Annotated in this window: 15 protein-coding genes and 1 pseudogene; 9 read left to right on the top strand and 7 right to left on the bottom strand. The window is 72.2% G+C overall.

Annotation, left to right across the window (positions count from 1 at the left end):
* The 4 genes from ACZ6Z8_RS31330 to ACZ6Z8_RS31315 form a co-directional block, all read right to left on the bottom strand.
* Window positions 1–798 carry a class I SAM-dependent methyltransferase gene (locus ACZ6Z8_RS31330; protein ID WP_465613416.1) on the bottom strand — a complete coding sequence of 266 codons (798 nt, stop codon included), beginning with the start codon at window positions 796–798 and terminating at the stop codon, window positions 1–3.
* Between the two features lie 155 nt (window positions 799–953).
* Window positions 954–1,784 (bottom strand): SDR family NAD(P)-dependent oxidoreductase, encoded by an 831-nt coding sequence (locus tag ACZ6Z8_RS31325; RefSeq protein ID WP_465613415.1) that lies wholly within the window; start codon window positions 1,782–1,784, stop codon window positions 954–956.
* Window positions 1,781–2,704: an NADP-dependent oxidoreductase gene (locus tag ACZ6Z8_RS31320; protein WP_465613414.1), complete on the bottom strand. Its 924-nt coding sequence runs from the start codon at window positions 2,702–2,704 to the stop codon at window positions 1,781–1,783. Before ACZ6Z8_RS31320 ends, ACZ6Z8_RS31325 begins: the two co-directional genes overlap by 4 nt.
* 131 nt (window positions 2,705–2,835) lie before the next feature.
* Window positions 2,836–3,660 carry an SDR family NAD(P)-dependent oxidoreductase gene (locus tag ACZ6Z8_RS31315; protein WP_465613413.1) on the bottom strand — a complete coding sequence of 275 codons (825 nt, stop codon included), beginning with the start codon at window positions 3,658–3,660 and terminating at the stop codon, window positions 2,836–2,838.
* Between the two features lie 390 nt (window positions 3,661–4,050).
* Between ACZ6Z8_RS31315 and ACZ6Z8_RS31310 the strand changes: the two genes are divergently transcribed.
* Entirely contained in the window at window positions 4,051–4,245 is a 195-nt protein-coding gene (locus ACZ6Z8_RS31310; protein WP_465613412.1) for a DUF1918 domain-containing protein, read from the top strand.
* Window positions 4,246–4,882: 637 nt separating this feature from the next.
* Here ACZ6Z8_RS31310 and ACZ6Z8_RS31305 read toward each other — a convergent pair.
* Entirely contained in the window at window positions 4,883–5,518 is a 636-nt protein-coding gene (locus tag ACZ6Z8_RS31305; RefSeq protein WP_465613411.1) for a hypothetical protein, read from the bottom strand.
* A gap of 91 nt (window positions 5,519–5,609) precedes the next feature.
* On the opposite strand from ACZ6Z8_RS31305, the pseudogene ACZ6Z8_RS31300 reads away from it, so the two are divergent.
* The 4 genes and pseudogenes from ACZ6Z8_RS31300 to ACZ6Z8_RS31285 form a co-directional block, all read left to right on the top strand.
* A pseudogene (locus ACZ6Z8_RS31300) lies at window positions 5,610–6,692 on the top strand (insecticidal delta-endotoxin Cry8Ea1 family protein); the annotation flags it as partial.
* Window positions 6,693–6,811: 119 nt separating this feature from the next.
* The gene (locus ACZ6Z8_RS31295; protein WP_465613487.1) at window positions 6,812–7,474 is read left to right on the top strand and encodes a jacalin family lectin; all 663 of its coding nucleotides are present in this window, start codon (window positions 6,812–6,814) and stop codon (window positions 7,472–7,474) included.
* Window positions 7,471–8,010: a hypothetical protein gene (locus tag ACZ6Z8_RS31290; RefSeq protein WP_465613410.1), complete on the top strand. Its 540-nt coding sequence runs from the start codon at window positions 7,471–7,473 to the stop codon at window positions 8,008–8,010. Before ACZ6Z8_RS31295 ends, ACZ6Z8_RS31290 begins: the two co-directional genes overlap by 4 nt.
* 940 nt (window positions 8,011–8,950) lie before the next feature.
* On the top strand, window positions 8,951–9,790 hold the full coding sequence (locus ACZ6Z8_RS31285; protein ID WP_465613409.1) for an integrase core domain-containing protein: 840 nt from the start codon (window positions 8,951–8,953) through the stop codon (window positions 9,788–9,790).
* 185 nt (window positions 9,791–9,975) lie between these two features.
* Here ACZ6Z8_RS31285 and ACZ6Z8_RS31280 read toward each other — a convergent pair whose 3' ends face one another.
* A complete protein-coding gene (locus tag ACZ6Z8_RS31280; protein ID WP_465613408.1) occupies window positions 9,976–10,356 on the bottom strand; it encodes a TipAS antibiotic-recognition domain-containing protein in 381 nt (126 codons plus the stop codon).
* A gap of 321 nt (window positions 10,357–10,677) precedes the next feature.
* Here ACZ6Z8_RS31280 and ACZ6Z8_RS31275 point away from each other — a divergent pair, with 321 nt between their 5' ends.
* The 4 genes from ACZ6Z8_RS31275 to ACZ6Z8_RS31260 all read left to right on the top strand — a co-directional run bounded on the left by ACZ6Z8_RS31275 (window position 10,678) and on the right by ACZ6Z8_RS31260 (window position 13,927).
* Window positions 10,678–12,294 carry a S8 family serine peptidase gene (locus ACZ6Z8_RS31275; protein WP_465613407.1) on the top strand — a complete coding sequence of 539 codons (1,617 nt, stop codon included), beginning with the start codon at window positions 10,678–10,680 and terminating at the stop codon, window positions 12,292–12,294.
* Window positions 12,291–12,530, top strand: coding sequence for a hypothetical protein (locus tag ACZ6Z8_RS31270; RefSeq protein WP_465613406.1), 240 nt, complete (start codon window positions 12,291–12,293; stop codon window positions 12,528–12,530). The genes ACZ6Z8_RS31275 and ACZ6Z8_RS31270 overlap by 4 nt, the downstream gene beginning before the upstream one ends.
* A 60-nt stretch (window positions 12,531–12,590) precedes the next feature.
* On the top strand, window positions 12,591–13,550 hold the full coding sequence (locus tag ACZ6Z8_RS31265; RefSeq protein ID WP_465613405.1) for a cyanobactin maturation protease PatG family protein: 960 nt from the start codon (window positions 12,591–12,593) through the stop codon (window positions 13,548–13,550).
* A gap of 107 nt (window positions 13,551–13,657) precedes the next feature.
* A complete protein-coding gene (locus tag ACZ6Z8_RS31260; protein WP_465613404.1) occupies window positions 13,658–13,927 on the top strand; it encodes a hypothetical protein in 270 nt (89 codons plus the stop codon).
* 98 nt (window positions 13,928–14,025) lie between these two features.
* Here ACZ6Z8_RS31260 and ACZ6Z8_RS31255 read toward each other — a convergent pair whose 3' ends face one another.
* Window positions 14,026–14,529, bottom strand: coding sequence for a hypothetical protein (locus ACZ6Z8_RS31255; protein ID WP_465613403.1), 504 nt, complete (start codon window positions 14,527–14,529; stop codon window positions 14,026–14,028).
* Window positions 14,530–15,064: the final 535 nt, after the last annotated feature.

The raw sequence follows: 15,064 nt of genomic DNA, 5'->3' as shown, positions 1-15,064 counted from the left end.
TCAGCGGGTGACGGTCACCGCCAGGGCGCTGAGCGGGCCCTCGACCGGGCCGGGGCCGAAGCGTTCGGTGATCGCCGCCGCGGCCGCCCGGGTCACCTCGTCCAGGCCGTGCGTGCCCCGGGCCTCGATCTCGGTGCGCAGCGGGGTGCCCTGGCACAGGGCCGTCGCCACGTCCTGTGCCGAGTCGGCGCGGCCGGGTGCGGTGACGGTCTCGATCCGCGGGGTGTCGGTGAAGCCGGCGGCCGCCAGGTCGCGGGCGATCGTGGCGGGGTCGTGGTAGCCGTAGGGGACGCGGCTGAGGAAATCGGGCGGGTCGGCGGGGAAGAGTCCGGCGGCCGCCGGCTCGGTGACCGCGACGAGTTCGTTCGCCGCGGTGGTGTTCCACACGTTGAACAGCAGGACGCCGCCGGGGCGCAGCACCCGCCGGGCCTCGCCGAAGGCGCGGGGGCGGTCGGGGAAGAACATGGCCCCGAACTGGCAGACCACGGCGTCGCAGCAGGCGTCCGGGAAGGGCAGTGCCATGGCGTCCGCCTCGGCCCAGCGCACCGGGCGGTCGAGCGGCAGGGCCTGGGCACGGTCGAGCATCGGCCGGCTGAGGTCGGTCGCGGTGATCGACGTCTCCGGCGGCAGGGCGGCGGCCGGCTCGCGGGTGACCGCGCCGGTGCCGGCGGCGGTCTCGATCACGTCCCTGGGGTGGAGTTGCGCCAGGCGCCGGGCCAGGTCCCGGGCGTAGGGGCGCAAGAGCAGCGGGACGAGGTACTGCTCGTAGACGTCGGGGATCGCGCCTTCGAAGGACATGCCGTCGTGCCTCCCGTCGTACCGCTGCGGGGCCGGGTCACCCGCCGCCGGGCACGGCCGCGGGGCCGGTGGTGCGGGTGTGGCACGGGTGCGCGCTCGCGGCCCGGTCGCGGCGCACCGGCGGAGTGGCGGCGGGGGGTGCTTGGCGCCGGGGGCTACAGGGCGTCGACGAGGCCGCCGTCGATGACGAAGTCTGCGCCGGTGATGTTCGCCGCGCCGGGGCCGGCGAGGAAGAGCACCAGGTCGGCGACCTCCGAGGGGCGGGTGAAGCGGCCGGTCGCCGCCTGGGCCTCGGCGGCCCGGGCGACGTCGCCGGGGTCGATGCCGCGGGACTGGCCGACGGTGGCGGCGACGCCGTCCGCGCCGCGCCACAGGGCCGTTTCCACCGGGCCGGGACCGATCGTGTTCACCCGCACTCCGTGCGGGCCCACTTCCTTGGAGAGCGCCTTGCAGAAGTTGGTAAGCGCGGCCTTGGCGGCGCCGTAGTCGATGACCAGCGGGTCCGGCAGGCGGGCGTTGACCGAGGAGACGGTGACGATCCGCCCGTCACCGGAGGCGAGCAGGTGCGGCAGGGCTGCCCGGGTGGCGCGGACGGCGGCCATCAGGTTGACGGTCAGGCTCCAGTCCCAGTCCTCGTCCGTCACGCCGGCGAAGCCGTCCGTCCGGGGGCGCACCGCCCCGACGTTGTTGACCAGGACGTCGACGCCGCCGTGGCGGGTGACGGCCTCGGCGACCAGGGCGGCGGGGCCGTCGGGCGTCGCGAGGTCGACCTCCACGACGGTGAGGTCCGCGTTCTGTCGGAGGTGGGCGTCGAGCTCTTCGGTGCGGCTGCGGGATCCGGCGACGACGTGGGATCCCGCAGCGAGGAAGGCCTCGGTGATGGCGAGTCCGATGCCGCGGCCGGCCCCGGTGACCACGACGGTGCGTCCGGCCGGGCCGGGGGCCGCTCCTGCGGGCGCGGCTGGTGGTGGTGCGGGCGGGGTCATCGCCGGGTCTCCGCTGCGGAGTCGACCAGCAGGACGAGCTTGCCCCGGGCGTGGCCCTGTTCGCTGAGCCGGTGGGCCTCGGCGACCTCGGCGAGGGGGAAGGTGCGGGCGACGGGGGGCGAGAAGCGCCCGGAGGTGATCAGTTCGCCGACGGTGTCGAGGGCGTGGAGCGCGCGGTCGTCCCCGCCGCTGCTGAATCTGACCCCGTGTTCCCGGGCCCCGGCGTAGTCGGCGATGGTGACGATGTGTCCGGCCCCGCCGGCGAGGTCGATGAGCTCGGGGAGCACGCCGCTGCCGGCGACGTCCAGCGCGGCGTCGACGCCGTCGGGGGCGAGGGAGCGGACCCGGTCGCCGAGGCCCTCGCCGTAGCCGACGGCCTCGGCGCCCAGGGAGCGCAGGTAGTCGTGGTTGGCCGCGCTCGCCGTGCCGATCACGCGGGCGCCGCGCGCCACGGCGAGCTGGACCGCGGCGCTGCCGACGCCGCCGGAGGCGCCGTTGACGAGCAGCGTGGTGCCGCCGGCGACGCCGAGCAGGTCGAGCGTGCGGGTGGCCGTCTCGACGGCGGTGGGCAGTCCGGCGGCCTCGGTGAACCCGAGCGGGGGCGGGACCGGCGCGTAGGTGGCGAGCACGGTGAGTTCGGCCTGGCCCGTGCTCAGGGCGGCGTGGCCGTAGACGCGGTCGCCGACGGCCACGTCCGTGACGCCCTCGCCGAGTTCGTCCACCACGCCCGCCGCCTCCAGGCCCAGGGTCTGCGGGAGGTCGCCGCCCATCAAGCCCCGGCGCTTCTTCCAGTCGAGCGGGTTGACGCCGGCCGCGCGCACCGCGATCCGGACCTGGCCGGGGCCGGGATGCGGCTCGGGGAGGTCGGCGACCTCCAGGACCTCCGGGCCGCCGAACCGGCGGAAGAGGACTGCCTTCATCGTTCGCTCGCTCCTGTCCCGGCCAGGTCCGCCCTTGGGGGCGTGCGGGTGGCCGGTCGACGGTGGGTCCGTTCCAGGCTGCGGGAACCGGGGGCTTCCGGCACGTCGGCGCACGCGGGCGGCGCCTGCCGTCAGGCGGCGGGCCCGCGGGGCGTGATCCGATGGCCGAAGGGGACGGTGCCCGGGTCCAGGGCGGTGGCGCCGCCGTCGACCGTGAGGGTCGCGCCGTTGACGAAGGAGGCGGCCGGTGACAGCAGCCAGGCGATGGCCTCGGCGACCTCGCGCGGATCGGCAGGACGGCCCGCGGGCAGCAGCCGGGTGGCCTCGGCGTAGGCCGCGTCCCGGCCGGCCCCACCCTCGCCCAGCCCCGCCTCCTCGGCGAACCTGGCCATCCTGCGGTCGGCCATTTCGGTGCGCACCCAGCTGGGGCACACCGTGTTGGCCCGCAGCCCCCGGGCGCCGTAGTCGACCGCCAGTGAGCTGCACAGCTGCAGCAGGGCCGCCTTGGACGCGGCGTACGCGGCGTTGCCCGTGCCGTTGCGCAGAGCCGAGACGGAGGCGACGGCGACGACGGCGCCGCGGGCCTCCAGCAGGTGCGGCAGGGCGGCGCGCATCGTCAGGAACGGGCCGGTGAGGTTGGTGCGCAGCACCAGGTCCCAGTCCTCGTCGGTGATCTCGCCGACGCCGCCGCCGCGGCCGACCCCGGCGTTGACGACCAGTCCGTCGAGGCGTCCGTAGCGGGCGACGACGCTCTCCACCAGGCCGCGCACGGCTTCGGGGTCGGTCGTGTCGGCGGGGTGCGCGAGTGCGCCCGTCTCCCGGGCGACGCGCTCGAGCGGCTCGGGGCGACGCCCGGAGACGACGACCTCGTCGCCGCCCTCCCGTAACAGCCGCGCCGTCGCCTCTCCGATGCCCGTCCCGCCTCCGGTCACGATCACGACGCGCTGCTCGGCCATGGCTCTTCCCCTCCGATCGACCACCAACCATCCCTGACGCCCCAGCAGTACCACAGGCGTACGACAGCACGGGCCGGCGGGGGCGCCGCCGCCTCCGCGGGGGTGCCGGGGGCACGGCCCGGCGGGCCGGGGGCGCCGGTCGCATGCTCGGAGGGTTGGCACGGTGTGCGAATCACCCGTCCCGTGACGCACGGCCTCCGGGGGCCGGGAACCCGGTGTCCACGGGGTGCGTCCTCGTCGGCGTTCGCTGACAGCCAAGTTGGGAACCGGCGACATTGGCCGTATCTGACGGTTGACGACCGGTCGCTCTGCGTGCAGGCAGGCGCCCTGCGGCTAGGGTGAAGTTGATCATTACCGCCCTGGATACGCCTACCGAAGAGGAGTCGCCGAGTGAAGGCCAGCAAGGGAGACAGCCTCGTGGTTCATGGAAGGGTTGTCGGCCAGCGGGATCACGTCGTGGAGATCATCGAGGTCCTCGGGCCCGACGGGACGCCCCCCTATCGCGTGAGGACCGAGGACGGACACGAGACGGTCATGACCCCCGGCCCCGACTGCGTCGTCCAGCCCCGAACCGCCAACGGCTGACAACGCTCGGGCGCGAGCCGGACCACCGACTCGTCGAAGGCGGCAGAACGTGGCCGCCACGGCCACCGGGCCCCGCAGCCTGCACGGCCCGCACGAGGCAGTCCCCGACGTCGAGTGCCGCCGCCCGAACCATCAGTTCGGGCGGCGGCACTCGACGTTGCAGTCAGCCTACGGTCCGTTGATCCCGATCACCGTGGGCGGCGGCGAGCTGCTGCACCACCACCTCCCACCTGGCGCCGGAAGACCCGGCGCCCGTCTCGGCAGCCATCTCTACCGCTCTGAACTGGCCAGTTCCCAACCTCGTCGTCAGAGAACTGCGATGTCCCGACTTCGGTGACAACCGTCCCGACTTCGCTGTCAGAGGTCACTTGGCGCTGGGGCTGCGCCCCGCCCTGCGGCCTTGCCCCCGCTCGGCCGGTGCTGCGCCGCCTCGGCGCCGCCGCCGCAGGCGCGCTGCCGGCACCTGCTCGGGTGGCGCCGCAGGCGCCCGCTGTCCGTTCTCGGCCGAGGGCCGTCAGGCCCCTTTTCCCGGCCCACCGACCACGTGGATGCGGCCCCGCACCGGACCCAGGAGACCCCTGTGCCCACCCACGACCGCGCAACCCTGGCCCTAGCCACCACGGTCGGCGATGAGAGGTCACACGACAATCTCGATTGCCTCCATGCGCAGTCCCCGGCCGGTGGTGCCGGCGACGGCGACCTGCTTGGCGGCCGCACACTGGTAGCCCAGCCAGCCGTAGTTCTGCACGTAGGCGTCGGCGCAGATCCCGTTGGTCGCGACGCTGACCGCGAGAGCCTCCATCCGCAGCGACTGCCCGGTCGTGCCGACGAGGATGTCCGTGCCGTCGCCACCGCACCGCCAGCCCTGCCAACCGATGTTCTGCACATGGGCGTTCGCGCAGACGCCGCCGATGTTGGTGGCGATGATGTCGATCGCCTCGATGGCCAGGCTCTGCCCTTCGGTGCCGTTGGGTCGCCCGTCGCAGACTGGCTGCTGCCAGCCGATGTTGTGCACGTTCGTCGCGTAACAGATGTGCCGCAGTGGGGCGTTGGGACGGTCGGCCTGGGCCTGTCGGAGCGCCGCGACCAGCGCGTCGTGGACGGCAGGGTCGGCAGCGGTGGGCGGGGCGGTGTCTGGGCCAGCGGTGGGGGCGACGGCCGTCGGCGGGTTGCCCGGCGCGTCGGCGCGGGCCGGGCCGGCTCCGGTGGCGAGGCCGGTCAGCAACAGTGCGGCAAGGAGCGCCGTGGTGGGGGTTCGGCGGCTTCGGTTCATCGCCGTGGGTCCTTCCTGCGCGTGGCGGATCCGCCCATGGCGGAGCGGACCCGCTTGGGGAGTAGCCACTCCGCAACCTAGCGCCCGTTCGATGACGAACCGTGTGCGTTCCGCTACGACCCGGGAAACTTGGGCTGTTCGATACCGGGATGTATCCCGCGACGCCGCGGACTACCGGCGGCGGGCAGCGTGGGCCCCGGCACCGCGCCAGGCCCCTTCGTCACGCCGCAGCAGCCACCTGTCCCACGCGATCGCCTCGATGCCGAGCACCAGAACGACGGGGAGCTCGGCCGCTTCGTCGCCAACCACTCAGCCGGCCCCAGACGTTCGCCACTGGGCCGGCACGGGCAGGGGTGCCCGCCCCGCCCATGCCGCGGCCGGACCGTGTTCAGCGCCCCGTCTCCCGGCAACGCCCGTTCACCCGGCCGGATGTGCCACGCGGACGGCCGAGCGCATGAAAGCACGGCCCGGCACGGAGGCAGGCAAGCGCACTCCTGTCCGCCGGGGTGATGTCTGCGTGCCTTACCAGGCAAGGGCGGTTGCTGTACGACCCTGTTGCGGAGTCCCCGACGCCAAACGAGAAGGAGCCCCCGTGCCCAGTGCGGACCAGATCTCTCTGGAAGTCCTCAAAGGCACCGCCTACGCGGCGATCTCCACGGTCCCGGGCGTGGGCCCGTTCGCCGCCGAGTACTTCAGCATCGCCTTCGACGAACTGTTCCTGGCCGATGCGACCTGGGACAGTCTCAAGGACCGCATCGCACGGATGATCGACCAGAAGATCTCCGAAGAGCGGTACAAGGTCGTCCAGGAGAGACTGGTCGGCATCAAGCGGGCCGCCTCAGACTACCTGGAGCTCGCCAGGGTCAAGGGCGGCAAGGACTGGGCCCAGATCACCCGGACCTGGACTCACGTGTACGAGACCATCAACGAGTCCGTGCCGCAGTTCCGGCACCAGGACTGCCCGGTCGCCCTGTGCCCCCTGTTCGTCCAGCTGGCCAACCTCAAGCTGCTGATGCTGACCGACGTCCTTGCCTACGGCGAGCACCAGATGAACTTGAGACCCAGCACCGTCGAGCTCTACCGCAACGAACTGCGCACCGTCCTCGACCCCAACGGTGACCCGGAGAGCAGCTACCTGGCCTACGTGGAGAAGCAGTTCACCGACGGCCGTAGCCAGATTCCGCGAGGTTCGGCAGCCCGACCCAGACACGGAACACCTGTTACGACTGCCTGCAGTACGACCGCGAGTTCTTCCTCGCCTGCCTGGACTTCTCCCGCTACTTCTGGCCGCGCATGCACCCGGACAAGTCCCTCCCGCAGCCCGACTACCGCGACCGGCAGATCTACCTCGGCCCGCTGGGCCTCTCCAAGGACCAGACCTTCTACGACCACTGGGCCGCGCCGGGTGACCCGAAGGGCATCATCACCACCCTGCACCTGTGGGGCTGGGACCGGGTGGACGGGTTCCAGCTCGAATACGACCACAGCGGCACCCAGCAGCCGTACTACGGCGACGGAGGCGGCTCCGACAACCCGAACGACAGGCCGGTCGGCGCGGGCGGGGTCTTCCACTTCGGCACCGAGGACATGCTGAACCGCTTCTCGTGCATCACCGGCGACGGCGTCTTCCAGGTGCAGTTCGGATCGACCGGCGGCCAGCAGATCCACTGCGGGCAGAACATCGGCGGCGAGTTCACGGACTTCAAGGACGAGAGCGCCCGCATCGACATCAACGACTTCGAGATCTACAACCACCGCATCTCAGCGCTCTACGTGCCGGAGGGCAACAACGGCGTCTCCTCGAACCTGAGCACACTGGTCCTCTCCTTCTCGCCCCTCACCCAGGCCCCGGCCAGTTCCTACGCGGCGCCGACGCGCTGTGCAGGAGAGGCGACAGCTACTGGTTCTTCAAGGACAGCTTCGCTGCAGCGACCACCGGCGACGGAAACTCGGTGACCTGGTACACCGACCACAGCGCCGTAACCGGCGCCTGGCCGGCGCTCGGCAACACAGCTTTCGCCCAGGGCGTCGATGCGGTCTGCGGGGATGGACAGGGCGGCTTCTGGTTCTTCCGCGGCGACCAGGCACTACGCTGCGACCCCACCGGCATCCGTGTGCTGTGGGGCCCCGGCAAAGTCGGAGGGCAAGGCTGCTGGCCCGCGTTCGGTTCCGACGTCCCGAACCGCTTCGACGCCGTCTGTCACATGCCGGCCCAGAACGAATTCTGGTTCGTCATGGGGACCCGGGTGGCGAAGACCGGTGACCCCGACAGCACCCAGCTTCGCGTGACTCAGCTCGGCGACGCCGAGACCTGGCCAACGCTCCAAGACACCGGATTTGCTGACGGCTTCACCACCGCCTTCTCCGACGCCAAGACCATCGTCTTCGTCAAGAAGGACCAGGGGGTTCTCATCGAAGTCGAGCTCGGCGAGATGCTCGGCCCTGCGGGGCTGTTTGCCCCAGGGCTCTTCCCCGCCCTCGCCGCGACCTGACCGATGGCCGAGGTGGCGTGACAGCCAAGAAACCGCAGATCCGTCCGGCCCTCCTGGGCGCTGAGCGCCGCTTGGAACCCGTCCCGTTTGGGTTCCGCTGCGTGTCCCTTGGGCAGCTCTGGATCGCTCACGGCGGTGCACAGCATCGGCTCCGGCATCGCCCATCGCGCCATGGGGGTGCCGGGCCGAACTCCCCACCTCGACTCACCTTCCTGGGCTTCCGTTTGGTGGCGTTGGTCGGTGTGTCCGGTCGCGATCTCGGGGGTGGCGACGGTGGGCCGAGCCGTTCCGGCCGGGACGGACCGCCTACCGGCGCGGTGCCGCGAACCCGAACGGCTCGACCACCGCGCTGCGCGCCGACGTCCTCGGCGCGCTCGGCGTCCTCAAGGTCGCCACCGCCGACCAGCTCCAGCGCCTGCTGCGCCCTGGGGCGGCGTCGAACACGGTGATTCGTCAGGCGCTGCGCGATCTCGCGCTGCACGGTCCGGTCGCCTCCGACGGCAACACCCGCAACCTCCACAAGACGTGGCGGCTGAAGGGAACGGCCGGACTGGAGGCGGGCCGGGCAGGTGGCTCGGCCTGCCCCCTCCGACATGGGCTCTACGGCCCGGGGCGCAGGCCGTTCCGGCGCCCAGCACGCGATGGCGGTCAACGAGACGCTCACCGCGTTCGTCCTCGGCGGCACCGCGCCGGGGGTCGCGGGCGGTGTCGGCACCATCCGCCGAGTCCTTCGCCGCCTCGGACTGCCACCCGCACCCCGGCGCGCCTCCCGGCAGAGCTGGCGGACCTTCCTGCATGCCCAAGCTCACACGCTGCTGGCCTGCGATTTCATGCACGTGGACACCGTCTTCCTCAACCGCCTGTACGTCTTCTTCGTCATGGAGATCAAGACCAGGCGTGTCCATGTCCTCAGCGTCACAGCGCACCCTACGGGGAGTGGGTGGCCCAGCTCGCCCGGAACCTGCTGGTGGACCTGGGCGACAGAGCCGGCGACTTCCGGTTCCTCATCCGTGACCGCGACACCAAGTTCATCGCCGCCTTCGACGCCGTCTTCGCCGGCAACGGCACGACCGTCATCCCGACCCCGCCGCAGAGCCCGCGCTCGAACGCCTTCGCGGAGCGGTGGATACGCACCGTGCGCCCCGAATGCACCGACCGACTGCTCATCACCGGCGAACGGCACCTGCGCGCCGTCCTCGCCGAGTACACCGAGCACTACAACCCCGGCCGCGCCCACCGCAGTCTGGAGCTGCGGGCCCCGGGCAACGCACCCAACGTCATTCCGCTGCCTGGCACTGCCATTCGGCGCCGTCGAGTACTCGGCGGGCTGCTCAACGTGTACCACGCTGCATCGACACGCCTTCCCGGTCGCCGTGGGAAGCGCCCAGACCAGTGGCCGGATCGGAGTTTTGACACCCTTCAGGGTTCGGCAGCGAGTAGTCCCCCGTCGATACGAGGAGGGTGCTCGCTGCGTCTGACCCGCTTCGCCGTCGTGGCAGCCGCGGCGCTGCTGGCCGTCGGCCTGTCCAGCCCCGCCGCCTACGCCCGGACCCGCAGCAGGCACCGGGGCGTGGACGGTTGTATCGCGTGGTCGTACGACCCGGGGGTATGGAGCACGACCGTCTACCTGCACAACCGCTGTGGCACCACCCGCCTGGCGAAGATCGCGTGGAAGTGGGCGGGACTGAAGGTCTCGGAGAGCAAGCTGGCAGGGGACGCCAGGGCACACGAGGAGCTGCGCTCCGACGTCGACACCGTCTGGGGCGCCGGCGCTGCCTGACCCGGCACGACAATGCGGCGAGGGGCCCGGCATTGCGCCGGGCCCCTTCGTCGTGCCGCGCGGCTATCCGTGCCTGCTTCCGTTCCCGTATCCACCTGCCCGACAGGACGTCATGAGCCGGACGCCACAAGGAACGCCGGAGCCCTGCGCTGCCAACGGACAAGACCAGGTCTGCGGCTGGAGCACTACGAAGTGAAGCCGACTCCCCGTTCGGCGAATATCCTCATCGCCTCGCCCAGGAATTCCACCATCCTGGGATGGTAGGAGTTGTGAAACTCCCGCATGGCGTCGTCTTCCGCGTAGAAGAGAGCCATCCCGACGTACGCTTGCCTGCTGGGGGCGTAAAACCGGCAGGCTATGTCGAAATGCCGGCCGACAAGGTCCTGGATCTGGGGATCCCCGGGCAGGGAGCCGTCCAGGCAGGCCGCGATCTCCCGGTACAGCACGTCCCAGTCCTGGTGGACCTGAGGCCTGTCAACGTGCTCCCAGTTGTTGGTCTCGGCAAGGCTCTTCGCCTGCTCTTCGGCCAAGGACCGGCGACACTGTTCCTCGTAGTGATTCCCCACGGCACCAATTCTCTTTGTCCGACTGTTGATCCAAGCGGAACAGTGACACGGAACCACCGGATCGGCAAGCTATTTGTTTGAGCGGATCAGCCGATTCGTCAAGGGCGGCCGGAAGAGTCTCCGCATGCAGCGCAAGTCGCTTCCCTGGCGGGACATCTCACTCCTGGTACGCGCCGAGCGACAAGGCCACGAAGATCTTCCGCAACGTGATCGTTTCTCTCGGGTTCGTGCAAGAAGTTCGACATCGAAACCAGCGCGGGCCTGAACGTCGGCAAGCTCGCCAACGCCATGTCCTCCGATCAGGCCGCGCTCAAACAGGAGATGGAAGCCAATTGGGTAGACGGGATTCCCGCACCTGTCGACTTCAGCAAGCTCACCGGCACCGACGCCGAGAAGCTCAAGCAGCTGGAGGAGACGGTCCACACCGCTGCCGAGCGCCTGGACGGTGAAGTCCAGTCCGCCCAGACCCGCTACGTCATCGTGGTCGGCAGCATCCTGGGGCACATCGATCAGAACGGCCTCACTGCGTCGGCTGGTCTCTCCTTTGGCGAGTACGTCTGGGACCGCTACCGCATCCGATACCGCCGGGCGCGGCAGCTCATCGAGGCTGCGCCGATCGTCTCCGAAGTCGTGGCCGCCGGGGTACTGCCTTCCCCCAACGAGTCGCAGGCCTTGGCCATCGCTGCCTTCCTGCGCACCCGCGGCCAGGATGCCGCCCGCCAGGTCATCGGCTCGATCGAGAAGGCCGGCCACAAGGTCACCGCTGAGCGGCTCACGGACGCGATCACCGCCTACGAGCTCTCCCTCATCCCGACTCAGCCTCAGCTGGATAGGGCAGCCCCGTCCACCGCTGGCCGTCACTGTCGGTCAACACCGGCGCAGCGCTCCCACGTGCCCCGGCACGTCCCGCCCCCCGCGGGCGGACGTGCCGGCGCCCGAGGCCCGTCCTACCGTAGGAACATGGGCACGATCCGTACGGAAACCGTCTCCGGCGGTGCCCGGCGAGTCTGGATCGTCGAGCCGTCGAGCGCATCGCGTGCCGGGGGCGCGAGCCCGTTGGACCTGGTCACCCTCGGGGCCCTGATGGCCCGCTCCCGGGGGCGGCCGGAGACCGTGGTGGCCCTGCTGGACGGTCCGGTCGCCCTCCGGCACCCGGGCCTGCGCGGCGGACGCCTGCGCCGGCTCTCCGGCGACACCCCGGTGGGGTGTGCCGAACCGGGAAGCGAGCAGTGCCGGCACGGCACCTTCGTCGCCGGCATCCTGGCCGCACGACGCGGCACGGCGGTACCCGGCATCTGCCCGGACTGCACCCTGCTGGTGCGGCCCGTCTTCGCCGAACCCGGGCCGGGCGCCGCCGCGCCGCTGACCGGCCCCGACCAGCTCGCCGAGGCGCTCGCCGCCGTCGTGGACGCCGGTGCCCGGGTGGTGAACATCAGCGCGGACCTCAGCTGGTCCGCGGTACGGGATAGCCGGGCGCTGACCGGAGCCCTGGACCACGCGGCCCGGCGGGGAGTGATCGTGGTGGCCGCGGCCGGCAACCATGGCGTGGTCGGCAGCTCGGTGCTCACCCGCCACCCGGCGGTGATCCCGGTCGCCGCCTGCGACCGCCACGGCCGCCCGGCGCCATACTCCAACCTCGGCGCCACGATCGGGCGCTCGGGGCTGAGCGCCCCCGGTGAGGGCCTCCTCGGCCTGGCCACCGGCGAGCGCCAGCCGCCGATCCGGGGCACCAGCGTCGCCGCGCCCCTGGTGACGGGCGCCGTCGCCCTCCTGTGGTCCGAGTTCCCGGGGGCCGGCGCGGCGGATGTCCGCCGGGCGCTGTCCGGCACCGCCCGCTCCCGCCGGACCCTCTGGCCGGCTCTGCTGGACGCCTCGCGCGCCCGGGACCGGCTGGCGGCCTGGACCGGCGGGACGACCACCGCGAGGAGGTCCCCATGACCGACCCCACGCCGGCCGCCCCCGAGCCGGACCGGAAGCCGGATCGGAAGCCGGGCCGGAAGCAGGACCGGCCCAGGATGCGACTGCCGGGATTTCTCACCGACGAGGACGTCGGCCTGGGGGACGTCATCAAACGCGCGACCTCGACGGTCGGCATCCGGCCCTGCGGAGGGTGTCGCCGACGCGCCGAGACGCTCAACCGGTGGGTGGGCTTCCGCGGCCGCTCGCCGCGCTGAGCGCCCGCCGGCGGAGGAACGACGAACACAGCCGATTCCGCAGCAGAACGGAGTGGACCGGTGGACGAGTTGGGTACCGAGCGCACGGCAACAGAGCGGGTCGACGAACCCGCGGGAGCGGACGGCACGGGCGGCCCGCAGGTGCGGGCGGACGAGAGCGCCGAGGTGGTTCCCGTGTCCGTCGCCGCCTCGCAGCCGGCCCCGGCCGGCTGCCCCGGCTGCGGCGGAACGGTCCCGTTCCGGACCGGGTCCGCACACGTCTACGCGGTGGGGCGCATCGAGCCGCGTTTCCCCACCCTGGGCGCGGAGAAGGAGTTCGCCCAGGTCACCGGTCGGTCCGAGGTCACCGGGCTGACCGACCGGGAGGCCCTCCAGAACGTGCTCGCCCAGCCCGGGAACCGCTACCTGGCACGGCAGTTGTGCTGGGTGCTGACCATCCAGGGCCTGGAGACCTACCTGCTGTACCCCCGCGACCCGATGGACCTCTCCCAGCTGGTCGAGGCCGTCCGGCCGAGGCCCGACCCGGGCGACCTCGACGTCGTCATCGGCACGGCCGGCCCGATCGCCCCGCCGGAGGCCTGCAACGGGCTGATGGTGCCCGTGGTGGCCTTCGACCAGATCTACTCCTTCGACCGCCGGACGCTGCTCGGTAGCCTGCCGGTGCCTGACGGTCAGGACGAGGACCGCTACCGCTCGACCGCGGAGGAGGTGCTCGACCTGGTCCTGCAGCTCTCCGACAACGCGGGCGCCGCCGACGAGCACCGGGCCGTCAACTACCTGGCCGTCCGGTACCCGGCGATCTACGCGCGCGCGGCCGAGGCGTTCGGCCGCAACCAGTCCCTGAGCGCGGTCGAGGTCCGGCCGTCGCGGATGGGCGGGGGCGGCCGGACGATCGTGGACGTGGTCTTCTCCTACACCGGTCGTGACACGGACGTCACGGAGAAGGCCTTCGTCCGGGTCGACGTGACCGAGCGGTTCCCCTTCCTGATCACCCGGCTCCAGTCGTACTACGAGCGCTGACGAGGCGAAGGACGTCGCCGGGAGGAACCAGGGCGAGGTGCGAGCACGAGGGGACGAACGGCAACACGGGACGCAGGCCGAACCGAACCAGCGAGAGGAGAAGCGTCATGCTTCCGGGATTCACGGCGGACCGGGCGACGGCGGTGACCCGCGGTCACTACCGGGGGAGGGGCCAGACCACCGCCGGAACCGCAGGCGCCGAGGCGCCCACCGTCCACCGGGCGGCCGTCCAGGGCGCGTACGGGGGCACCTGGTGCATGGGCGGGGTGATCACCGTCATCACCGTCGACCGCGACGACGACGGAACCGTCACCGGCTGGCACAGCGTCGACGAGATTGGCAGCTGCGTGCCGACCGACGGCAACTTCCCGATGTAGGGGGCAGCGCAGGCGGCCCAGGGGCAGCTGGGCCCAGCGCGGCCGGTCCCCCCTGACGCGAGCGTCAGGGGACCCGCGGCCGCCGGGCCCGCTCGCCGCTACACGACGCAGGCGGCCTCGCTGTAGGCGACGCCACCGTCGTCGCAGGTCACCTCGACGGGCGCGTAACCGGGACCGACGCAGATCCCGCCGCTGGCGCCGACCTTGCACGACACGTCGCCCGAGGGGGCGCAGTCGCCGTACGAGTAGCTGCAGCCCGCCGGACGGACCAGCCCCTGACGGGCGGAGGCGGAGGAGTTCCGGCCGGGCGTGCCGCGGCGGCGCCAGGGCGCGGCGACCTGGGTCCCGCGGGGCACGGCGAACCGCAGGGCGCTCTCGTCGACGGGGAACCCGCCCGAGTCGCAGCAGGGGCAGCCCTCGGCGGTGATGCAGACGCAGTTGGGGATGCAGTCGAGCCCGGAAGCGGTCAGCCCGGATCCGAGGGCCCGGGCCGGAGCCACCCCCCGGCCCCCGGACGGCGGGCCCTGGCGGTGGGCGCCGGTGCGGTAGTACCCGCCCGGTGGGCCGATCGACGACTCGGCGGCAAAGCCTGGCATGTTCATCGTGGTTGCCTCCTCCCGGAGGTGTCCTCCGAGCAGTGTGAAGCGGTACCGGCCGGATCGGGGCCGGCCGGTCGCACGGTCGGCCCGGTAGCGCCGTCGGGCCGCGAGGCCGCGAGGGGCGGTGGAGGCCGCGACGGGATCCGGCGGCGGTCCGGTGGCGATTCGGTGGCCGGGGCTGACACGGCCGGGGCTGTCGGGTCCGCCCCCGGAACGCGAGCCCTTCACTCCTCACGATAGGGAGCGCGACACCCCGTGGCATCCCCGGCCGCCGACCCCGCGCGGGCGCCCCCGCCACGGACAGTGACAGCGCGCCGGACGACCCGGTGGAACAGAGGGCCGTCCGACGGGCGAGCATCGACGGCGAGCAGGAATAGGTCCACCGCGGACGACCGGCCCGTCGGCGCACTCACCTGCGACCGCGCCGACGGCCGCATCCGGACTCCGCAGTTCCAGGTCAACCCCGACCTGCGGCGGGGGCTCACCTTGGTTTCGGTGCCGGACCCGATTCGCCCCCCGCCCGACGCGCAGCCCGCCC

This window comes from Kitasatospora sp. NPDC101108 (genome assembly GCF_055584725.1).
Note: the sequence above shows the minus strand (reverse complement) of the source record. Positions and strands in the feature narration are given on the sequence as shown.